Origin of the sequence: Xanthomonas sp. NCPPB 2632, from assembly GCF_041228075.2 — a bacterium.
Lineage (GTDB): Bacteria > Pseudomonadota > Gammaproteobacteria > Xanthomonadales > Rhodanobacteraceae > Luteibacter.
In genome coordinates this window covers 1,611,335-1,633,079 of record NZ_CM192979.1, presented here as the reverse complement: position 1 = coordinate 1,633,079, position 21,745 = coordinate 1,611,335, and the positions used below count along the sequence as shown (strand labels likewise).

Genomic DNA, 21,745 nt, shown 5'->3' with positions numbered 1-21,745 from the left:
GATCCGGATGTCCCATGGTCGTTATACGCCGCGGCCCGGACGGCGGCGACGCGCGCCTGGTCCCAGCACGGCGCCCAGCACCACGCCGGCGGCGAACAACGATCCCGCCACGGCCACCGGGGACACGCGGCCACGCTGGCCATGCGTGGCCCGGGCCACGGCCGCACGCCGCGAGTCCTGCGGCTTGACCTCCGCAGGCGCGGACTCGATCTCCACGGCGTGGGGGCTGGGGCGGATCGGCTTGCCGCGCGCATCGGCGACACCGCGGGTCAGCTCCGCACCCAGCAGCACGATGATCGACGAGTAGTAGGTCCACGTCAGCAACACGACGAAGGCACCCGCCGGGCCATACGCGCCACCGATGTCGGAATACTGGATGTACAGGCCGATGACGTACTTGCCCGCCAGGAACAGCGCCGTGGTCAGCACCGCGCCGATCAGTGCCTCGCTCCAGTCGATCACCGCGTCCGGCAGCACCTTGTACATCGCGCCGAAGGCGGCAACGAAGACGACCACGGAGATCAGGTATTCCATGGCGTTCCATGCCATGGAATCGCCACGGATCACGGTCTGGATGATGGCGCTGACGATGAACGAGACGATCATCATGAACGCCACGCCGCCCAGCAGCGCGAAGGCCCTGCCGCGCGCGCGCAGCCAGGCGCCGACGGCCTCGCCCGGCCGGGCCTTCACCCGCCACACCCGGTCCAGCGTGCCCTGCAACTGCGCGAACACTGCGGAGGCGGCGAACAAGGTCACGCCCAGGCCGACGATGCCGGCGATGTCACTCAGGCGCGGATGCGCCTTCGCGCTGGTGATCACGCTGTCGATCGCGCCGGCGGCACGGCTGCCGACCACGGAGGACAGGGTCTGGGTCAGCTGGTCGCGCCATTCCGGGTGCAGCACCGAGATCACCCACACCAGCAGGAGCAGCAGGGGTGCGAAGGACAGCGCAGCGTAGAACGCCAGCGCCGCCGCGCGTGTCATCAACTCATCGTCGCTGAAGCCGTCCACCGCTGAAACGATGGTGCGCTTGAGAGCCCCGCCGGTCATGCCCTGTCTCCTGCTCGATCCAATCGCCTTGATACAGCGTGGAACATGGAGCGCACGTGATGTGAAGATCGCCGGCTGCCCGTAGAATCGCCGCATGCCGCTCAGCCTGCTGATTGCCGACGATCACCCGATGTTCCGTGGCGCCCTGCTGCACGCGCTGGCCGAGCCCCTGCGCGGCGGTCGCGCGCTGGAGGCGGCCAGCCACAGCGCGATGGAAGCGGTGCTTGCCGCTGGCGAGCCGGTCGACCTGGTGCTGCTGGACCTGACCATGCCGGGGGCCATGGGCTTCTCGTCGCTGCTGTGGCTACGCGGTGAGCATCCGGAGGTGCCGGTACTGGTGGTGTCCTCCAACGACCATCCGCGCAACGTGCGCCGCGCACAGCAGTTCGGCGCGGCGGGTTTCGTCTCCAAGTCCGCGCCGGCCGAGGTGTTGCGTGCGGCGGTCGCGGAGGTGATGCAGGGCGGCACCGCCTTCGTAGGCGCGCGTGCCGATCGCAGCGACGACGATGCCCGCCTGGCCGCGCGACTGGCCCGGCTCACGCCGGCACAGTTCCGCGTGCTGATGCTGATGGCCGAGGGCCTGCTCAACAAGCAGATCGCCGCCGAACTGGGCCTGGCGGAAAACACGGTGAAGATCCACGTGACCGCCGTGCTGTCGAAGCTGGAATGCCGCTCGCGCACGCAGGCCGCGGTCCTGGTGCGATCGCTGGATATCGACGACGGCGTCGACGGCTCGCATCCCGGCTAGCCGGACACCATCAGCATGCGGCTCATGATCGCGCGCAGGCGCGCCGGGGCGAGCGGCCGCGTGAGGTAACGCACACCGACCGTGGCGCCTTGCCCGACCTCAGCGGCCGACGGCTCCGCCACGATCAAAAGCGTGGGCGGCATGCGGCCCCAGCGTGCGCCGAGGGCCAGGCGCAGCGCCTCACCCGTCATGCCGTCGATCGGATCCTCCAGCAGGAGGATGGCGGGCACCTCGTCGGTTTCCGCATGGCGCATCGCCTCACTGGCGCTGGCCACGGCCACCACGGCGCAGCCCCAGGACGCCAGCAATCGCGTCGTGGCCTGCCGCGTCACGCCATCGGCATCCAGCAGCAGGACCCGTGCCCGGGCGAACGGCGATTCGTCCTCGACACCGGCGGCCGTCGATGTCACCTCGGACGGCCCCTGCCACAGCGGTACGGTGATCGAGAACACACTGCCCCTGCCCGGGCGCGAGCGTACGCCCACCGGGGCGCCCAGCAGCCGCCCGATCCGGTCGACGATCGAAAGCCCCAGCCCGGCACTGCGCCGTTCACGATCCACGCCGTTGTCCAGGCGCAGGAACTCGTCGAAGATCGCCCGGGTCTTCGCTTCCGGAATGCCCAACCCCGTGTCCCATACCTCGATGCGCACCGCGTCGCCTTGCCGGCGTGCGCCGATCAGCACACCGCCGCGCGGCGTGTAGTGGATCGCGTTGGACAGGAAATTCTGCAATACGCGGCGCAGCAGCAAGGCGTCGCTGCGCACGGTGGCATGGCCGGTGACGCAACGCAGCCGCAGACCGTGCGACGCCGCCAGCACGCCGAACTGCTTCGCCAGGTCGGCCAGTAGCGGTTCCAGCGGCACGGCGGCGAAGCGCGGCTCGACCGCGCCCCCTTCCAGGCGCGACACGTCCAGCAGGCTGGCCAGCAGTTCGTCCTGCGTGTCCAGCGCGCTGCGCACGCGCTCCACCAGCTCGCGCTCCGCGGCGTCCAGGCGACCCGCCGCCAGCGCGCCGACGAACAGCCGTGCCGCGTTGAGCGGCTGCAGCAGGTCGTGGACGGCAGCGGCCACGAAGCGGGTCTTGGAGCGATTGGCACGCTCCGCTTCCGCCTTGGCATCGTGCAGGTCGCGCGTGCGCTCGTCCACCCGGTGCTCCAGGCTGGTCGCCAGCGAGCGCAACTCGCGCGCGGCCGCCTTGTACGCCGTGATGTCGGCATAGCTGGTGACGAAGCCACCGCCCGGTAGCGGATTGCCACGTATCTCCAGCGTGGTGCCGTCGGGGCGCTCGCGCTCGTACATGTGCGGGCTGCCGGCGCGCAGGTAGTCCAGCCGCCGCCGGATCGCCTCGTCCGGATCTCCCGGACCCAGCAAGCCGCGACGCGCGTTGAAACGGAACAGGTCCTCGATGGGACGCCCCACGCGCATGTACTCGTCGGGAAACCCGAAGATCTCGCGGTAGCGCGTGTTCCACGCGACCAGCCGAAGCGACGCGTCGATCACGCTCACGCCCTGCGGCAGGTGTTCCAGGTTACCGTCGGCCCCTTGGGTGGCTTCGTGCGCCGCCGCCACCACGCTGTCCTGCGCCGAACGCAGCGCCGCGGCGTGATGCGCCACCATGCGCTCCAGTTCCTCGCGGCTGCGCTGGCGCAGCCGGGCCAGGCGCAGCCGCTGTTGCAGGAACAGTCCGAACAGGATGACCGGAAGCCACACCGCCAGCACGACCAGCACGGCATCGCGCGCGGCCGTCATGGCCGGGCGCGCGTCGGTCAGCAGGTGCAGGGTCCAGCCCTGGTGCGGCAGGGACAGGCTGGCCCAGACCATCTCGCCGTCGAGCGACGGCGAGATCACCCGGACGCGTCGCGCAGTCGTGCCTGCGTCGCCCAGGGTAACGGTGCGCACCGGCACGAGCGCGCGATCGCCGTACTGGCGCGTGGCGCGGATCGCTGCCGCATCCCCAGGGGAGAGTGCCTGCAACGGCCGATACAACCACGACGCATCGCGGTTGGTCAGGAAAACCACGCCATAGCGGTCGGCCAGCAGCACGGTATCGTCGTCGCGGGCCCAGTCGTGGCGCACATTGTCCAGGGTGATCTTCACCACGATCACGCCGACATGCCTGCCCTGCTCGTCGTCGACGGCACGCGCGATGAAATAGCCGGCCACGCCCGTGGACACGCCCATCGCATAAAACGTGGCGTGCCCGTCGCGCATCGCCTCCTGGAAATACGGCCGGAACCGATAGTCCAGGCCGACGTTGCTTGTGGGGGTATCCCAGTTGTTGGCGGCCACGGCCCGGCCACGCCGGTCCAGCAACGTGAGCGTCGAGGCATGCACCGCGCCGTTGGCCTGGGCGAGCTTGCGATTGAGCGCCAGGGTCGGCAGGGGCTCGCCGGTGTCCGACAGCGCCGCGCGCAAGGCCGGATCCAGCGCCAGCACATCCGGCAGCACGGTGAACCGGTCGACCAGGCGTTGCACCGCCAGCGCGTGCAACGTCAGACGATCCGCCGACTGCGTAGCGGTAACCGCCAGCGCGCGATGCCACGCCCACCACCCGCCCACGGCCGCGGTGCCGGCGATGACCAGCAACAGCGCACACACGGACAACAGGCGGACGATACGCACTCGGGACATGCCCGCGATGGTCGCACAGGCACCGGGACCCTAGCCGGAATGTGCTATGGGCCGATCGGCGTGCGGAGGCTAAAAGGGTACATCCGCCCCTCCCGGGCAGCCTCCGGTGTCGCGTCATGTCCCTGCAGCAGCCCGTATCCGTCGCCGCTCCCCGGCCCTGGTATCGCCAGACCTATGCGCAGGTGCTGATCGCCATCGCCCTCGGTGCCCTGCTGGGTCACTACTGGCCGGCCTTCGCCGAATCGCTCAAGCCGCTGGGCGACGCCTTCATCAAGCTGGTGAAGATGATCATCGCACCGGTGATCTTCCTCACCGTGGTCACCGGCATCGCCGGCATGCCCCACCTCAACGCGGTGGGCCGCGTGGTGCTGAAGGCGATGCTCTACTTCCTCTTCTTCTCCACCCTGGCGCTCATCGTCGGCATGGTCGTGGCCAACGTGGTGCAACCGGGCGCGGGCCTGAACATCGATCCCGCCACCCTGTCCACGAAGGAGATTGCCACCTACGCCACCAAGGCCCACGACATCTCGCTGACCGGTTTCCTGCTGGACATCATTCCGGACACGGTGGTGGGCGCGTTCACCTCGGGGAACATCCTGCAGGTGCTGCTGTTCGCCGTGCTGTTCGGCATCTCGCTGACACTGACCGGCGAGCGCGGCAAGCCGGTGGTGGCCTTCTTCGAGGCCCTGACCGCGCCCGTGTTCACGCTGGTGCACCTGCTCATGAAAGCCGCGCCCATCGGCGCCTTCGGCGCGATCGCCTTCACCATCGGCCGCTACGGCATCGAGTCGCTGTCCAACCTGCTGTTCCTGGTCGCCACCTTCTACGGCACGGCCATCCTGTTCGTGGTGGTGGTGCTGGGCACCGTGGCGAAGTTCGCGGGGTTCTCCATCTTCCGCCTCATACGCTACCTGAAGGCGGAACTGCTGCTGGTGCTGGGCACCTCGTCCTCGGAAGCCGCCCTGCCCTCGCTGATGGAGAAAATGGAGCGCGCGGGCTGCGACAAGTCGGTGGTCGGCCTGGTGGTGCCCACCGGCTACTCGTTCAACCTGGACGGCACCAACATCTACATGACGCTGGCCGCACTGTTCATCGCGCAGGCGACCAACACACCGCTCACCCTCGGCGAACAGGTCGCGCTGCTGCTGGTGGCCATGGTCAGTTCCAAGGGCGCGGCGGGAGTCACCGGCGCCGGCTTCGTCACCCTGGCAGCCACGCTCTCCGTGGTGCCCTCGCTGCCCGTGGCGGGCATGGCGCTGATCCTGGGCGTGGACCGCTTCATGAGCGAATGCCGCTCGCTGACCAACTTCATCGGCAACGCGGTGGCCACGGTGGTCGTCGCCCGCTGGGAGGGCGCACTGGACCGGGAGGCGCTGGAGGCGGCGCTGTCGCCGGAAGCGTCGAACTACGTCACCCGGACCGACCCGATCGGGTGACATAGTCGCCGATCACTTGAAGGTGCAGGCTCCCCGCGTCGGCTGGGGACAGATTGCCTGCCATGCGTAAACGGGCAACGATTTATTCGGCCACATATGAACGGCTCCGTAGCCCGGGAAGCGCGTCACGCCTCCGCGCACTCAAGACATGGCCTGGGCCGCCGATGTCTTGACCAACGCCCTGAGGCCATCTGCCTGTCATGCCCGTTCAGCACGCCCGCCACACCAACCTGCGCGCCGTCCTCGCCCAACTGGACCGGGAAGGCATTACCGGTTACGTCGACCAGGCCGAATACCTTGGTAGTGTCACCTCCGGACACCTCGCCGCCATGGTGGACGGCGACCCGATCGAGACGCTGTTTTCCGAACATGTGGAGTGGGCGCTACACCGCCGACACGGCTGGATGGACGAGCTGCACGACGACGACCCGCTCGATTCCTGAGCCGCTCGCCGGCACGCAGGACGACAGCGGCACCCCAGGATTCAGTTTCGCCCGGACGTATCACCGTGGCTTCACGCGCCGGTGGCAACCCTCGCGTCCTCAGAGTCGAGGTCCCCCATGGAAAGCTTCCCACCGGAGCTGCTGCACCTCGCCTTGCAGAGCGCCGACCTGGGCATCTGGCAGCTCGATCTGCGATCGGACGAGGAAACGCTGCGCTCGCTGCGACACGACCAGATGTTCGGCTACGAGGTACTCCAGCCGCGCTGGAGCCTGGCGATCGCGCTGGAGCACGTGCTCGAGGACGATCGGGAATTGTTCGCCGCCGCCTTCCGCAGCGCCCTCGTCGAGGGCACCCTGAGTTGCGAGGTCCGCGTAAAGTGGCCCGACGGGTCCATCCACTGGATCGCGCCACTGGGCCGCACCGAGTTCGGTGCCGAGGGCGAGCCGCTGCGGATATGCGGCGTGGTGGCCGATGTCACCACGCGCCGCCAACTGGAAGCCCAGGCGCTGCAAAAGAACAAGATGGTCGCCATCGGCGAGCTGACCGCCGGCATCGCGCACGATTTCAACAACGTCCTGCAAGGGCTGGCCGGTTCGTTCGACTTGCTCAACGTGTTCATCGCCAAGGGCAGGCTGGAGGAATGTGGACGCCTGGCCGTCCGTGGCGGCGAGCTCGTCGACCGCGCCGCCCGCATGACGCACCGGCTGCTCGCCTTCTCGCGACGCGCGCCGCTCAATCCGCGGCCGGTCGACCTCGGGCGACGCCTGCCCGCCATCGCCGCGCTGTTGCGTCCCGCCCCGGGCCAGGAGAGCCATGTGGAGGTGTCGGTCGAGCCGGCCTTGCCCGACGTGCACGTGGATGACGCCCAACTCGAAGTCGCCCTGTTGAACCTGCTGTTCAACGCGCGCGACGCCTCGCACGTCAACGGTCGTATCCAACTGCGCGCGCGACGCACCGTCGCTCCGGGCGACCTGCATGAAAGCCTGCCCTTGTCCGGTCAGCACGGCTTCGCGCTGATCGAGGTCACCGACTCGGGCGTAGGCATTCCCCAGGACAGCCTGGAACGCATCTTCGAACCGTTCTTCACGACCAAGCCGCAAGGCGCCGGTACCGGGCTGGGGCTGTCGCAGGTGCACGGCTACGTACACCAGTCCGGTGGCGCGATCGACGTCGCCAGCGTGATCGGCGTCGGCACGCGCGTGCGCGTCTGGCTGCCCCTGGCGTCCGACGAAAACGCCGCCGTCGTCATGTCATGCCACACCGAAACCGCACTACGCCCTTCCCGTCGGGCTGTGGTCCTCCTGGTGGACGACGAGGCGCACGTGCGCGAGCCCCTGGCGGAACTGCTTCGCGAAGCGGGCCACGACGTGACGTCCGTGGCGGACGCGCAAACCGCAATGGACACGCTGGCCACGCGCATGGACTGGGATCTGGTGGTGAGCGACATCGGCCTGGAAGGCCCGACCGACGGCTGCGAACTGGCACGACAGTGCCACGATCGCCTGCCCGGCATGCCGGTGCTGCTCATCACCGGCTACGCCGGCGACGACCTGGACACGCGATTACCTGGCGACACCGCCGTCCTGGTCAAGCCCTTTACGGCAGCGTACTTCATGCGCGCCATCGACACGTGCCTCGGCTCGACGGCCGATGAAAGACCGAGGTAAAGTCGTGTCGTTCCGTGACACGCATTGAGAACACCCCCATGGATTCCCTCGCATTGCTTGATCGCCTGACGGCCCTGGAAACCGAGTTGCATGGCTCGTCCACCCGTGGCGACGTAGCGCGGCTACGAGTGTTGCTTCACGAAGACTTCGAGGAAGTGGGTCGGTCAGGCGTTCATTATCGGCGTGACGACGTGTTGGTATCGCTGCCCGCTGAGACCGATGACACGACGCTGCAGGCTGATGCATTCCGCATCGTCGTGCTGTCCGAGGTATTGGCGTTGCTGACCTATCGCTCCGTACGTGTCGACGCCGATGGCAACGCCACGGCACACACGCTCAGAAGTTCGCTGTGGCAGATGATGGACGGCCAGTGGCGTATGCGCTTCCATCAAGGCACACCGACCACACCGTTCAGGACGACATAAAGCTTGCCACGCGAGCGACGAACGATGCGACGAGACAAGCCACGGCGGCCATGCCGACGGTGCGTGACGTACGGTCGCTGATGTAGGTGCCGTCGCGATATCCTCTAGCTACGTCACGGAGCGGGGTGCGTAGCGAAGGCGAGGGATAATACGCTTCGCGCCATGCGAACAGGAGAAACGCGCCCATCGCCAGGCCATTTGCGAGTGATGGCGTGGAAACCATGGGCCATACACCCAAGGCGACGAGCGATAGCGCCCAGAGGCGTTGCCTGATGGAAACCTTTATCGTCTCGGGCATAATCGTCGCTCCGCTCGATGGGTTAGCGCAGCTTAACCAAAACATGTCCCCGCCTTTCCGTATTTTTTGCGCCCGGATATATCGCCGTCATGAGAACTCGTTGGATCGTTGTCGCGTTATCCATGCTTTCCATCCCGGTGAACGCGGCTGTTGCATCCGAACAAGGCCTTATTCCGCTGAGCGCGTATACGCAGGCGCACTTGCGTATCGAAGTGGAGCCGGGTCGTCGACTCAACGTGTTCTGCCTAGGCAAGGGCGATCCGGTGGTCATTTTCGAAGCCGGCGGCGGAGATGACAGCGCAAGCTTTCGCGCGGTACAAGCACGCGTTGCATTGCGAACACGCGCGTGCTCCTACGATCGTGCAGGCATCGGTTTCAGCGATCCCGCGGCTTGGCCTTCGACCGCCGCGAATACCGTAGCGGACTTGCACCGGCTGATAACGGTGATGAGTCCTGGCAAGCCGGTCGTACTGGTCGGGCATTCCGCCGGTGGGCTCTACGTGCCACTTTACGCGGCAACCTATCCGGGCGATGTCACAGGCATGGTGCTGATCGATCCCTTCACGGTCGGTGCGGACGAGATAGCTGCCGCCTTACTGACGCCCCGCCAGCGAGCTCACTGGTACGCATCCGACAATAAGGACATCGCGCATGCCCGGGCATGCGTCGAACTTGCAGACAAGCGGCTACTCGTGCGGCCGGACCATCAGATGTCTACATGCCTGGACAATCCATCGAGTGCCGATCCGGCACGACACCGCGAACTCAACCGGCAACTGGCCCAGTCTAGCGAGCAAAAAGCCTTGCTATCGGCTTTGATCGATACCTATCCGGCACCCGATCAAGGCATGTCCGCAGCCGAGCTTGCGCTGCAAAACGCCCACCCGGACTTCGGCGATACGCCGCTCATCGTCTTGACCGCTGGCGAGGACGAACAGACGGATTTGCCCCAGAAAACGCGCCTGGCTATTGCCGCAGCCTGGCGAAAGAATAATGACCTGCTGGCCGCGCGTTCGCGCGAGGGCCGCAACATCATCGTGCCGAAAAGCCACCATGACATCCAGAAGGAACAACCCGCCGCGGTTATAGACGCCGTGAGCAAGGTAGTGGACGCGGCGCGCAAAAAGTCGGGGCTACCAGCCACCTTACCGTGAGCGATGTACTCAACGCTCCGCTTCGAGAACCGCTACGGCACTACGGCCAATCGCCCAAACCTGCTCCAGCGCTTGCTGCATGCGTGGATACACGGTGTCGTCCCTTCCCACCTGGACGGTATCGCCGCGATTGTCGACAACCTCGAACGAGCCCACGTAGCCGGGCCCCTGGGGCGCCGGCTCGGTGTGGAGTATGCAGCGGTAATTGCTGTACATCGTACAAATGTACACCATCCGGACGTACTTTGCATCCCGGAATCACGCATGTGACCTCTATGTCCGAAACGTTTCCCAACTCCCGTCCGCACGCTCGATCTTGACGATGGCGACCCCGCCCGCGTTTTCGATCATCCGTGCGTGTTCGGCAGCGAATGCCACCGCCGCATGCTCGCTCTCGACTTCCTTTTCGGGGCGGCCATCCGATCGCACCCGCCAGCGTCCCCGGACCGTTACCGGCGGCGCAATATAGATGATCACCTCACTCGAGGTGCTCACATGTTCGCTCATGGCGCGCTCCGTATGTCGTGCAGAAGCGGGCGCCGCCTGGGGCGCCCGCGCGGTGCGTGTCACGCTGTCTTTTCGGCCTTTGCCTGCGTCGAAAGACGCTCGCTCAGTATGGTCAGCTTCTCGTCGGCCGCTTTCTCTTCCGCGAGTGTTTCCAGGAGCAGCGGGACGGCGTCTTTGTAGCCCAGCTGCTTCGCCATTGCGGCCAACGTGCCGTACGACGCGATTTCGTAATGCTCGACCTTGTTGCCGCCACCGATCAGCGCCGCATCGCGAAGCGGGCCTGCCTCGACGCCGTCGATGACTTCCTTGCCCTCTTCCACCAGACCTTCCATGGCGGCACATTTGATGCGCTTAAGACGAATATCGAGTAATTCGACGATCTGGTCGATGCGCTCGACCTGCCCCTGGGTCTCTTCCAGGTGCGACGTGAAAGCTTCCTTGAGTTCGGGCGCCGTCGCGGCACGAGCCAGGCGCGGCAGGGCCTTGGTCAGCTGCTTTTCGGCGCTGTAGATGTCGGACAGTTCGTGAACGAAAAGTTCTTCGATGGTCTTGATCGTCATGGGGGCTCTCCCGTTGGGGTGAGCCTCCAAGCTACTCCGCAAGTTGTCACGAAGGACTCGGTTCGCGGTGAAGAAAAAAGTTAGAGGTTGTTGGTTGGGTAGCTGGGAAACCGACAGCCTCACGAAATGATTTACAGGGAGGTACGATGGACAGCATGACTGAGTTCCGACTCACCTACGACGCCGCCGCGCTCGAGCGCCACGAGATGGATCCGCGCGAGGACAAGGAGTTCCTGCACGCGGTCAACAATGACCTCGAGTCCTTTTCAAAAGGCGACTCACTCATATGCGAGGTTCACGTCCGTCAGTGGCAAACAGCCACCGGCACCCGCACGGAGTACGAAGTCGTGAAGGTAAAAGGACATTTGCGCGCAGCCAGGCAGATCCAGTTACCGTGGGATATCGCAGACGCTGATGTGCCTGCCAGGCTCTAAACGCCGGAATAACGGTGCGTGTCGGATCAGCGTCGTCCCACGGGTGGCCCGGACAGGCCCAGCAGGTGCCGCGTAGACGGAAAGCGCCGAAGCAGCCAACGCTCGATCAGCAGCACGAGCACCATCGTAACGCCCAGCAGGGGCAGCAGCATTCCCAGGACGACGAGCAGCGCGACGATCAACACGGGATACCGCACGCCTGCGTGTGCCGGCGGCGCACCCAGCGTGCCTGCGGGTCGACGCCGCCACCACAGCACGACGGCACTGATGGACAACATAAGCAGGCCCAGCGCCGTCACCACGCCGAGTATCTGGTTGAGCGGCGCGAACAGTTGTCCCTCGTGGATCGCCACGCCATAGCCGATCAGCCGATCAAGCAACGGGCGATCGGCAAAGGCGGCGCGACTGGTGACCGCGCCAGTCACGGCATCCAGGCCGACATCCACACGCTGCGGACGGTTCTGCGTGTCGGACCGGGCGGTCCAGGTCGGCTTGAGCTTCGAGGGTGGCGCGATCAGCACCGGCGGCGGCAGGGCCAGGGCAGCCACGGTCGGCACGAGTCGATCGATCGCCGCATAGTCGGGACCCTCACCCATCGGCGTGTTCATCGCCATCCCGTGGTCCATCGCCATGCCGTGATGCATCGCATGTTCATCGGCGATCGGCGTGTTGGCGGCGCGATTGGTCGCCCGCTCGGCGGCGCTGCCGATCGTCCAGTCGGGCGCCGCGGCCGAAGCGGCGTAGGTCTGTCGCACGGTTTGCAACAGACCACCCCAGGACTTGCTCCAGGGAAGGCCTGACACGAGCAGGAACAACGCCATCAGCGAGATCCAGAATCCCGTGACCGCATGGAGGTCACGCCAGAACACGCGGCCACCGGCATTCAGGCGTGGCACCAGCGTGCCCATGAGGCGACCGCCGCGCGGCCACCACAGATAGAGGCCGGACAGCAACATCAATATCGTCCACGAGGCCGCCAGCTCCACCAGCATCGAGCCTTTCGTCCCCAGTAGCAGCTCGCCGTGCAGGTAGAAGATCACCCGCATGAACCGATCGTCCTCACCGACCACGCCCAGCACTTTCGCGCTGGACGGGTCGACGAATACACGTGTGACATGCGCGCCCTTCCCCACCAGCACCCGGGTCGCGGCCGTGGGTCTGGACGGCAGTTCATAGGCATTGAGCACCGTGCCGGGCACCGCGGCGAGTGCGGCAGCCACTTGCACCGAGGCCGGTCGGGCCGGTCCCTCGGTGACATGCGCGTACTGCCTTTCCAGAAACGGTTCGATCTGTGGCTTGAACAGGTAGATCATGCCGGTGGTCGCCAGCCAGACAATGAAGGGCAGGCAGAACAGCCCGGCATAGAAGTGCCAGCGCCAGATGAGGCGGTACGTGGCGCGGGACGATGATGTCGCTGCGTGGGTCATGGGAGAGTTCGGATGACGGATCAGAAGTTGATGCTGGCCAGCAGCTTGCCCTGCCAATGCGGCACCAGCTGGTTGCCGTTGACGTGCTGGAAGACGGGCCGTTCGACATCCGCGTAGAGGCGGAACGCGTGGACTTTCAACTCCACCGCGGGAGAAACGAGCACGCGCTCGTAGCCGCTGTCGCCCGGCGCGGCGTTGACGCCATGGTCCTTGGCACGCAGGGACACCAGCGCCTGGACGATCGGCGTGACCTGCGCGCCGCCAGCAAGCGTCCACCCCGTGGGGTAGATACCGAACGCACTGTCCAGCTCCGTGCCGGGACGATAGCCTGCCCGCGTGTTCATTGCCTGGTCCAGCTGCGTCTGTGCAAACCCGCCCCAGGAGCCGGTACCGAAGTAGGTCTGGCGATAGCCGCCCAGAAGGATATCCGTCGTGCCCGTGCCGATGGAGGTATCCCGATCGAATCCCTTGTAACGCCAGTCGCCGGTGGCGAGCTTGAGACCGAAGACCAGCCCCGAGGACATGTCGCCCGAAAAGCCCGTATACATCCCCATGATGCGGATGTCGCCCAGCGCGGCATGGTCGTGGCTGCCCACCACACCCGTGTCATCGTCCGTGGTTGTGAAGTGCCGTGCCGTATAAGGCACTTCGACCTGCAAGCCCCATGCCCGGTTGAACATGTGCTGCCATCCGGCCAGGTAGAACTCGCTGCGGATGTGCTTGTCGTCGTTCTGCGCCGCGGGTGCTGACGAGCTGCCGGCCCAGTTCCGCGGCTGGTCCAGGTAACTGTATTGAAGGGAGAGGGTGTTCCTGGCGCCGTTGGGCAGCAAGCCCCCGGTGCCGACATCGAAAATACCGCAGCCGCATGCACAGGCATGTGCGGAGAGCGAACCCAGCGAAAGGGAAACCACGAGCGCAGCCGAAAGCGCGCGCGTCAGGCGAGATCTGTACATAACCGGATACCCCAGCAAGGCGCAGGCGCGCCTGGAGCGAAAACGAGGAAGACGCCGTGTAGCGACGGCGGGCCGAATCGTCAACCGCGGATGCCTGGGGGACCTCGGGGTAGCGTGGCGCCGGGAGGCAGCGCGTGCGCCCACGCCATCGTCGGAAGGCTGCGGGTCGCTGTGGTGGTCACCACGGGGACAGACAGCACTACCGAAGCTGTCGGGACCAGCGGCTGCTGCGCGACGAGTGCGCAATAACCGCAGGCCTCACCGTGATGCAGCGGACCGGGCTTATCCGGGTGCGGATTGCTCGGCCCCTGACCGGTGCACCAGGCACCCAGGTCGAGCCAGGATGCCTCGGCGGTGAGGGCCCGGGACACGGACGGCGCCACGAGGTTCAGGCACAGCGCGGCGAATGCCAGCCATGCGAACCACCTGCGCTGCGATGCCCGTGAAAACACCTCGAAACTCCCGAACCCTGGACCTATGTCCAGATGATGGCATAGTTTGCCGGCCAGGCGTTTGCGCGGGATGCGCTGGCGCTTCGCGCTTGGCATGGGATCAGCACGCGCTTCTCATGATTCGGGCACGTCATGGGATGACTCCTCCCGTTGGCGCCGCCGATAGGCCGCCCATTCCCCCAGGCGAAGGTCTTCGGGCACGTGACGCACATGCTTGGCGCGGCCCAGGCGCTGTGCGTGATAGATACCCGCATGCCCCGAGAACAGGTAGCTCGCCACGCAGGCGATGGCTGCAAACGGTGCGATCTGCGGACCAAATAGTTCCATGGCCATCACCGTGGTGGCCAACGGGGTGTTGGCCGCGCCTGCGAACACGGCGACGAAGCCCAGGCCGGCCAGCATGGCGAACGGAAGATGCAGCAGCGGTGCCAGGCTGTTGCCCAACGTGGCACCGATGAAGAACAGCGGCGTGACTTCACCGCCTTTGAATCCCGACCCCAGCGAGGCCACCGTATATCCGAACTTGCCCACGCTGTCCCACCACGGCAGGGGGTGATCGAACGCCGCGACGATCGTCGGAATACCCAGGCCGATATAAGCCTGCGTATGAAGCACGTAGACCGATCCGGCAATCACCGCGCCACCCACGAAGGGTCGCAACGGTGGGTAACCGACCAGCCGTTTCATCAGCGCCCCCATCGCATGGGTAGCCTTGGCGAACAGCAGGCCGACAAGGCCGAAGACGATGCCGGCGACGATCACCGCAGCCACGGTCCAGGCAGTCAGCGGGGCGACGCTGCCCACGACATACACGGTGTGATGAACGCCCCAGGCCAGGCACACATGGTCCGCCACGATCGCCGCGATAACGCACGGAAACAGCGCGTCATAGCGCAGGCGGCCGATCGCCAGGACTTCCAACCCGAACAGTGCTCCGGCCAGCGGCGTACCGAAGACAGCGGCAAAACCGGCGCTCATGCCAGCCATCAGCAGCAACCGGCGATCGTCCGGCCGCAGTCGGCACAGCACCGTGACCTGGTCCGCCAGCGCGCCCCCCATCTGCACGGCGGTGCCCTCGCGCCCCACCGACGCCCCGAACAGGTGCGACACCACCGTGCCGATGAAAACCAGCGGCACCATACGGCGCGGGATAACCTTCCGCGGATCGTGGATCTCGTCGATGATCAGGTTGTTGCCGGCCTCCACGGGCTTACCCAGCCGGTAGTAGAACCAGCCGACGACGAAGCCGGCGACAGGCAGCAGCGCCATGATCCAGGGCGAGGCGTCACGCGTCCGCGTGGCCCAGTCCAGACTGAGCAGGAACCCGGCCGACGCGGTGCCGGCCAGCACGGCAGCGGCACAGGCGAGCAGCAGCCATTTGCCGATGTAAGGGAAGAGTTCCCATTGTTCGAGGGAGCGAAAGGCGCGCATCGGGCGTCCAGGTCGGAGGAAACCACCTGGGCGGGGCTGCGGCACGCGTGCCTACATCCCCGGGAAACCCAGGACATGTAGGCATCATCAGCCCCCGAGGGGGCGGTTCGCGGAGGCATGCCATCTCCGTGGTGGGGAGCGTAAGTCGCGCCTGCGGCGGCGTCAACCGTGGGTGCCGGGGCCACGCAAGGACGCCTGGCCCCGGCAAGAACCATCAAGTGGCGCGCCGGCATCCCCCGTATGATTCGACGACACCACGGGGAAAGGGACATGGCCGCCGTCCAACGCGCCGTCTGGTACATCGAAAGTCATTCCGGCGACGAACTCTCGCTGGGTGATGTGGCGGACGCCGCAGGCGTGTCGGCCTTTCATCTGGCGCGCCTGTTCCGTGCCGCCACGGGCTGGTCCGTCGCCCGCTATATCCGCGTGCGTCGACTGAGCCAGGCCGCCGCCGATCTTGCCGCAGGTGCACCGAACATCCTTCCTGTCGCCTTGTCATCGGGCTACGGCTCGCATGAGGCGTTCACCCGCGCCTTCCGCGATGCATTCGGACTGCCGCCGGAGGACGTGCGCAAACGCGGTCACCTGGAGGGGCTGGCGACACTCGCCCCGATCCGTGTGATGGAAGAACCGGTGGGCCCGGCGCCGATGCTGCGCACGGAAGAGGTCGGCCCGTTGCTGCTGACCGGCATCGAGGCGTCTTACGTGTCGAGCGACACAGCGGGCATTCCATCGCAATGGCAGCGCCTGCACACCGAGCAATCGCTGGATAAATGTACGCACACCTACGGCGTATGCAGCGCGACGGATGAGGAAGGCCATATGGATTATCTGGCCGGCTACGAGGTCGATAGCCTCAGCCAGGCACCCAGCGGATATCGGCGACTGCGCCTGCCCCGCCAGCGGTACGTCGTTGCCCGGCATGCAGGTCACATCGGCTCCATCCCCCGTACCTGGCATGCCTTGCTGAGCGACTGGCTCCCCGCCGCGGGCTTCATCCCGATCGATGCCCCCGACTTCGAACGCTATGACGACGCGTTCGATCCCGCGACCGGTTACGGCGGCGTCGATATCTGTATCCCCGTAGAAGGAGTGAGTCGCACATGCTGAAAGCGAGCTCGATACGCAGCGTCGCCGCACTGGTCCTTTCGATCCTGGCGGGACAAGCCATGGCCGCCGTGGGCGAAACGCACCGATCCACGACCACACCCACCGCTACGTTGCGCCATGCCGACGGATCCTCGGACGTGGCCATCACGGTGTGGTATCCGGCCGATGAGGGTGCCCACGAAACGCCGCTGGTGATCGGGCCGGCCGACGCCCCGTTGTTCATAACAGGACGCGCTGCCACGGAGGCACCGCCGGCGAAGGGCCGCTACCCGGTGGTGCTGCTCTCGCACGGCTTCGGCGGCACGGCCCGCATGATGGCCTGGTTCGGCACGGCCCTCGCCCGCGCAGGCTTCGTCGTCATCGCCGTGGACCATCCCGGAAGCAACGGCCGCGAGCCGATCACGGCGAATGGCGCCGCATGGTGGTGGGAGCGCACGGAGGATCTCAAGGCCACCTGGAACACGATCAAGGCGGACCCCGCGCTGTCACCCCACATCGATGCCACGCGCCTTGGCGTCGCGGGCTTCTCGGCGGGTGGATTCGCTGCGCTCGTCGCGGGTGGCGCGCGCGTGGATGTTCGACACTTCGCCGACTTCTGCCAGAAGCATCCCGACGATGGCGTCTGCGCACCCCAGCTCGAGGCACCCGACCTGACCGCTCGCGACATCGGCAGCTGGTTGAAGGACCCCGACATGCAGCCACGCTTCAAGGATGCCGCCGCTGACCATGCCGTGCCGGGAGTGCGCGCCGTGTTCGTCATGGCCCCTGCGATCGTGCAGGCCCTGGGCACGGACTCACTTCGTCGCATGCAGGTGCCCGTGTCGATCCTCGTGGGTACAGCGGACACGGTTGCGCCTGCGGCAACCAATGCCGATGTGGTGGCCACGTTGGTTCCCGGCGCGAAAGAGCGACGGCTGGAGGGTGTGACCCACTACGACTTCCTGGGCCACTGCCAGCCTGCCGCGACGAAGGCCGTGCCGCAGTGTGCAAAGGCCACGCATCAGGACCATGCGCACGATGCGGCGATAGCTCAGGCGATCGAGGTGTTTCGGGAGAGGCTTCGTTAGGTTTGAGGTGCTTGCGGCAACTGCGTCGCACGGTCAATCGGGGACCACGAGTTCGTCTGGCACCAAGAGCTCGTCGGCGTTACGTATACCCACCTCGTGGTTTGGACGCACGCCCAGCACCTCCCCCGCTACACTCTGCTCCACCGAATGGTCATGCTCTATCGGCGTCTTGGTACGCCTGTCGATAGCCGGCATGTCCGGCCGCGGGATAAAGAGCAGATGCCCCTGATAACTGCGTACCTCGATGCCCGCGGCATAGTGGATAGGCCCGAAGTCGGAGGTATGGTCGAGTACACCCGACCAGTTCACCGCTTCGCCGTGAGGACTCTTCAACCGCATACTCAACTGCCGCAGTTCAAGGCCCAGAAGCCGGACAGGTGCATCGTCAGACGTCGCCTCCCATTCATCGTCCTTGGTGGAAAACACCTTGACAGGTCCCGGCCAGACGATGCCACCGAGGGTACTGCCCGGTGCCAGCATGCAGCTTTCCAGGCGCCACTTTGACAAGGTGAAGTGGGCACCGGAGGGAAAACGGAACTCGACCTTGCCTGGCTCGCATCGCCAGCCTTGCACGTCCGCCGCAGCCATCGTCTCCACCGTCGCATTGCCGTGGCCTTGCCACAACGCCAGACGCCGCACGCGCATCCCCATGACGTTTCCCGGCGCGCGATCGAACTCGGCGAGCTTGAGGCTTTGCATGCCATAGGGGATGGGATCGCCGCTCAGGTCGTCGAAGGGTTTCAGGTATTCGAGATAGACCTGCGTGCCCGCCGGTAGCACCAGCTCGCCCAGCACTTCCTCGTGGTCCAGACGCGGATGGTGTGCGCGCTCATCAAGCCACGCGTCAGCCACGATGGTGACGAAGGGCGCGCTGACCACTGCCAGGCCGACGGCCAGCACGCCGAACCGCCGACGCCGTGCCAGCATGTAGCGCCTGAAACGCGGAATCAGGAAAGCCAGCAGGCAGAGGATCAACAGCCCAAACGAAACCAGGGACACCATGAAGATCATGGAGCCGATCAGCATGGCCTGCATATTCATGGGGATCATGGATGTTGTTGTAGACCTCACGACAGAAAGCGCAGGATAATTCACGCATGGGAAATACGCGGAACACATGAAATCCTCAGGTCTGCGGAAATACGCGATATGGATCGCCGCAGTCGGCTATAGCGGTGTCAGCAACGCCACCACGCTGCCGCAGGGCTGGGCCATCGTGCCAAGCGCTACCGAGGACATCGACGGCGGGCTACCCAAAGCGCTGCGGTCGCCGCAACTGGCGAAGGACGGGCAACGGCTCGACGAAGTGGACATCATCGTCGCCCTGCCGTTTGACCAGGTCCTGCCGGTGGTGGTCGCCGCACTGAAGCCCCTGGGCCCCTTGCATGAGGAAGCCGGACGGAACCCGTTATCCAGGATGGATGACGCATGGGGCGATGTGCTGTTGACGCGGCGCCCCGATCTCGTGCAAGACCTGGTGCGCCGATTCGACCTGCCCAAACTGCAACAGGACGTTAGCGATGGCGCGCTGGCGGCGTCGGAGATTCCCGATCGTATAACCCGGATGGAGCGAACCATACGCTTTCGATCGGACAGTGAGCGCATGGCGCCGTTGACCGAACCGTTCGCGTACTGGAGCGGCAGCGCAGAACGTACGCACGGTGCCCTGGGCCGCAGCACCAGTATCGCCATCGCCAACGTGACGCAGCTCGACGCTGTGCTCGGCCACCCCGCCACGGCGGTTCATCTGACGCGGAATGACGACTACCCGAATCCCGGGGGCGGTGTCATAGGCCAGATGCGCAATGCGGCCGGTCTGAACATTTTCAGTCCGGGCCCGCCGAAGCGCCTGCACCGCAGCAGCGTGCCGGAGGACCTGTTCAGCCCGGTCTTCGACGCGTTGAGCACGCTGCCCCACGCCGACGTGGAACTCGGCTTGAACGCAGAACACTGGCGTGCCCCCTCCCCGCCCGGCCCTGCGCCGACCGAACCGAAGCTCACGCCGCCGGACACCCACGCCAAGGTGCTCGAAGCGCAAGCGATCGTGTCGTTCAAGGCCATGGACGACTTCGCGGTGCTCGCCGACGGCAGCGTCTTGCTCGTTCGCCGCTATCCGCAAGCGCTGCTGCACTGGTCGCCTCATGCCAGCGGCGAGCCGCGGGAGCTGTGGACCCCGTCGACATTTTTCACCAAGTGGCTGTTGTCGCGCGACGCTAACGGGCAAGCCGCTTATATGACGGCCGATGGGCTCGTCATGCGTTTTGACGCGACGACCGGGTCGCTGGTCAAGCATCCCATGGCGTTCGACACAGCGATCGAGCCGGATGACGGCTACATGAGCTACTTCCCTGACGGCCACGGCGTGCCGTTGACGTACCGCCACGACTATCGCGCAGGCCGCGATACGCTCGATGTGTGGCAAGCGGTCGCGCCACCGGTCGCCGAGGGTACGCGCTGGCAGTACACGAGGCGCTTTGCCTCACCCCGCCAGGACATGATGAAAGGTTCCATGCGCGGTAATGGCCAGATCAAGCCGGTGCGCTGGGACGGCGCGATGGCCGATACATGGGTCGAAGACGTCTACGGGCTAACCGAACTCGAGGTCACGACGGGCCGCGTGCGGCGCGTCGTGACCTTGCCGCGACGCTTCGGCGAGGTGGACCCTACCGACGATACTGGCATGGCGCAGTGGACACCGGAGCCCTTCGGCTCCGTCAAGGGCGGCTGGATCGCGGTCGGCTTCGTGCTGATGGAAGGGAAGACGCGCCATCCCGGCGTGCATGTCGTCGACGTCGCCAGTGGCAAGCTGCGCTACTCGCTGACCTTGCCCGGGCAGGATTCACTGGGAACAGCGGTCGGATCACCCGACGGTCACCGGCTGGCCCTTGGCCCCGGTGCCGGCAAGACCGTTGCGGTGCTATGGAACCTGGATAGCGGCCGCTCGCTCACGCTGCAAGTGGACGCTGCGGGATGCCGGGGGCTTACGCAACTCCAGTGGAGCCCGTCCGGGCAGCGTCTGTGGGGACGCTGCGAGAACGGACTTGTCGCCTGGGACGTGCCTTCCGACGGGTGAAGGCACCTCGCGTCACGTTCAGGGACGTGTCGCCCGACTCTCGGTTTATCGCGTCAGAAACTCGGCTTGCTGGCATGCGACGCTTCGATAAATTGTATGCGTGCATCGGACCAGGCCGGGTCGGTTAGCGTCATGTGGACCTGGCTGAGCGTGAGCACGGCCTGAGGGGTCACGCTGCATCCCATGCCCGCATTGCGACTGGGATTAACACACCATTGCATCGGCAACTTATTGGGTGCGTTGGACTGCACACCATATTTCTCCAAGGCCGCGTTAGCCATGGCCTGAGAGTTCTGCGTGGACCAGGGCAGCTCGTAATCGATCTGCGAGACGACAAGAGGGCGTGCCTTATCGACCGGTACCCGGCCCTCAAAATGAACCGTCACCTTGGCCCCGTCTTTCTCGTAGGACAGGTAACTGGGCAGCTTTGTATGAGTGACCGGATTTTCACCCGGATAGGGATCTTGCTTGATATCGGAAGATGCAGCATGAAAATGCGCAATCAGCGCCGCGCGTGCTTCGTTGAAATCCATGCCGGTTTTAACGCCCGCCACGTCCAGCGTGCGCGCATCGACTGACCGATGCGCATCGGCGGCGTGAGCGGCCGACAGCGAGGCACCGCCTGCCGCACAAAGGCAAAACATAGCTACATGCTTCAACATCTTTTTCCATTCCCTCTTGTACCAGACCATTAAATTTTTCAGCCCGAACGACTTGCCATGGACGTCCCGGACGTATGTCCCATGACATCTATCGCGCGAAGTACGTCGTCGCAACGTCATCAGATCGAGCCCGCAAGAATAGCCATAACGGCTTGGCGATGTCTTGGTAAAACTAGCACTCCCATTGCGGGTAAGCCGATGCGCGTGTGCGATC

At 65.6% G+C, this 21,745-nt stretch carries 20 protein-coding genes and 1 riboswitch; of the genes, 10 read left to right on the top strand and 10 right to left on the bottom strand.

The genetic code is table 11. The features are described 5' to 3' along the window. Positions 1-21 precede the first annotated feature (21 nt). Positions 22-1,053 carry a YihY/virulence factor BrkB family protein gene (locus AB8808_RS07455; RefSeq protein ID WP_369928094.1) on the bottom strand — a complete coding sequence of 344 codons (1,032 nt, stop codon included), beginning with the start codon at positions 1,051-1,053 and terminating at the stop codon, positions 22-24. Between the two features lie 94 nt (positions 1,054-1,147). On the opposite strand from AB8808_RS07455, the gene AB8808_RS07450 reads away from it, so the two are divergent. Continuing rightward, a complete protein-coding gene (locus AB8808_RS07450) occupies positions 1,148-1,801 on the top strand; it encodes a response regulator (RefSeq protein ID WP_369928091.1) in 654 nt (217 codons plus the stop codon). Here the strand turns inward: AB8808_RS07450 and AB8808_RS07445 are convergent. Continuing rightward, a complete protein-coding gene (locus tag AB8808_RS07445) occupies positions 1,798-4,440 on the bottom strand; it encodes a hybrid sensor histidine kinase/response regulator (protein WP_369931344.1) in 2,643 nt (880 codons plus the stop codon). The genes AB8808_RS07450 and AB8808_RS07445 overlap by 4 nt on opposite strands. A 107-nt stretch (positions 4,441-4,547) precedes the next feature. On the opposite strand from AB8808_RS07445, the gene AB8808_RS07440 reads away from it, so the two are divergent. The 5 genes from AB8808_RS07440 (at position 4,548) to AB8808_RS07420 (ending at position 9,855) form a co-directional block, all read left to right on the top strand. Continuing rightward, positions 4,548-5,867 (top strand): dicarboxylate/amino acid:cation symporter, encoded by a 1,320-nt coding sequence (locus AB8808_RS07440; protein ID WP_369928089.1) that lies wholly within the window; start codon positions 4,548-4,550, stop codon positions 5,865-5,867. A 200-nt stretch (positions 5,868-6,067) separates the two neighbouring features. After that, positions 6,068-6,310, top strand: a complete 243-nt coding sequence (locus AB8808_RS07435; RefSeq protein ID WP_369928087.1) for a hypothetical protein — start codon at positions 6,068-6,070, stop codon at positions 6,308-6,310. 117 nt (positions 6,311-6,427) lie between these two features. Further along, positions 6,428-7,978, top strand: coding sequence for a PAS domain-containing hybrid sensor histidine kinase/response regulator family protein (locus AB8808_RS07430; RefSeq protein ID WP_369928085.1), 1,551 nt, complete (start codon positions 6,428-6,430; stop codon positions 7,976-7,978). Between the two features lie 38 nt (positions 7,979-8,016). Then, on the top strand, positions 8,017-8,403 hold the full coding sequence (locus AB8808_RS07425; RefSeq protein WP_369928083.1) for a nuclear transport factor 2 family protein: 387 nt from the start codon (positions 8,017-8,019) through the stop codon (positions 8,401-8,403). A 420-nt stretch (positions 8,404-8,823) separates the two neighbouring features. Further along, positions 8,824-9,855 carry an alpha/beta fold hydrolase gene (locus AB8808_RS07420; RefSeq protein WP_369928080.1) on the top strand — a complete coding sequence of 344 codons (1,032 nt, stop codon included), beginning with the start codon at positions 8,824-8,826 and terminating at the stop codon, positions 9,853-9,855. A gap of 273 nt (positions 9,856-10,128) precedes the next feature. Here the strand turns inward: AB8808_RS07420 and AB8808_RS07415 are convergent, their stop codons facing one another. Both AB8808_RS07415 and AB8808_RS07410 read right to left on the bottom strand, forming a co-directional pair. Further along, positions 10,129-10,362, bottom strand: a complete 234-nt coding sequence (locus AB8808_RS07415) for a hypothetical protein (protein ID WP_369928078.1) — start codon at positions 10,360-10,362, stop codon at positions 10,129-10,131. Positions 10,363-10,421: 59 nt separating this feature from the next. Next, positions 10,422-10,922: a YciE/YciF ferroxidase family protein gene (locus tag AB8808_RS07410; protein WP_369928076.1), complete on the bottom strand. Its 501-nt coding sequence runs from the start codon at positions 10,920-10,922 to the stop codon at positions 10,422-10,424. 146 nt (positions 10,923-11,068) lie between these two features. Here AB8808_RS07410 and AB8808_RS07405 point away from each other — a divergent pair, with 146 nt between their 5' ends. After that, positions 11,069-11,356, top strand: coding sequence for a hypothetical protein (locus AB8808_RS07405; RefSeq protein WP_369928074.1), 288 nt, complete (start codon positions 11,069-11,071; stop codon positions 11,354-11,356). A gap of 26 nt (positions 11,357-11,382) precedes the next feature. Here AB8808_RS07405 and AB8808_RS07400 read toward each other — a convergent pair whose 3' ends face one another. From AB8808_RS07400 to AB8808_RS07385, 4 genes are all read right to left on the bottom strand, one after another. Further along, positions 11,383-12,783, bottom strand: coding sequence for a PepSY-associated TM helix domain-containing protein (locus tag AB8808_RS07400; RefSeq protein WP_369928072.1), 1,401 nt, complete (start codon positions 12,781-12,783; stop codon positions 11,383-11,385). Between the two features lie 20 nt (positions 12,784-12,803). Next, on the bottom strand, positions 12,804-13,694 hold the full coding sequence (locus tag AB8808_RS07395) for a hypothetical protein (RefSeq protein WP_369928070.1): 891 nt from the start codon (positions 13,692-13,694) through the stop codon (positions 12,804-12,806). 122 nt (positions 13,695-13,816) lie between these two features. After that, complete coding sequence (locus tag AB8808_RS07390; protein WP_369928068.1) at positions 13,817-14,188, bottom strand: DUF2946 domain-containing protein; 372 nt, start codon at positions 14,186-14,188, stop codon at positions 13,817-13,819. A gap of 114 nt (positions 14,189-14,302) precedes the next feature. Beyond that, positions 14,303-15,619 carry a voltage-gated chloride channel family protein gene (locus AB8808_RS07385; RefSeq protein WP_369928066.1) on the bottom strand — a complete coding sequence of 439 codons (1,317 nt, stop codon included), beginning with the start codon at positions 15,617-15,619 and terminating at the stop codon, positions 14,303-14,305. A gap of 71 nt (positions 15,620-15,690) precedes the next feature. Then, a riboswitch (Fluoride riboswitch) is annotated at positions 15,691-15,756 on the bottom strand. 133 nt (positions 15,757-15,889) lie between these two features. Here AB8808_RS07385 and AB8808_RS07380 point away from each other — a divergent pair. Further along, positions 15,890-16,729, top strand: a complete 840-nt coding sequence (locus AB8808_RS07380; protein ID WP_369928063.1) for an AraC family transcriptional regulator — start codon at positions 15,890-15,892, stop codon at positions 16,727-16,729. Next, complete coding sequence (locus tag AB8808_RS07375; protein ID WP_369928061.1) at positions 16,723-17,796, top strand: alpha/beta hydrolase family protein; 1,074 nt, start codon at positions 16,723-16,725, stop codon at positions 17,794-17,796. Before AB8808_RS07380 ends, AB8808_RS07375 begins: the two co-directional genes overlap by 7 nt. 33 nt (positions 17,797-17,829) lie before the next feature. On the opposite strand, the gene AB8808_RS07370 is transcribed toward AB8808_RS07375, so the two are convergent. Next, positions 17,830-18,837, bottom strand: coding sequence for a hypothetical protein (locus tag AB8808_RS07370; RefSeq protein ID WP_369928059.1), 1,008 nt, complete (start codon positions 18,835-18,837; stop codon positions 17,830-17,832). 76 nt (positions 18,838-18,913) lie between these two features. Between AB8808_RS07370 and AB8808_RS07365 the strand changes: the two genes are divergently transcribed. Then, positions 18,914-20,869: a WD40 repeat domain-containing protein gene (locus AB8808_RS07365; RefSeq protein WP_369928057.1), complete on the top strand. Its 1,956-nt coding sequence runs from the start codon at positions 18,914-18,916 to the stop codon at positions 20,867-20,869. A gap of 53 nt (positions 20,870-20,922) precedes the next feature. Here AB8808_RS07365 and AB8808_RS07360 read toward each other — a convergent pair whose 3' ends face one another. Next, the gene (locus AB8808_RS07360) at positions 20,923-21,561 is read right to left on the bottom strand and encodes a hypothetical protein (protein ID WP_369928055.1); all 639 of its coding nucleotides are present in this window, start codon (positions 21,559-21,561) and stop codon (positions 20,923-20,925) included. Between the last annotated feature and the right edge of the window lie 184 nt (positions 21,562-21,745).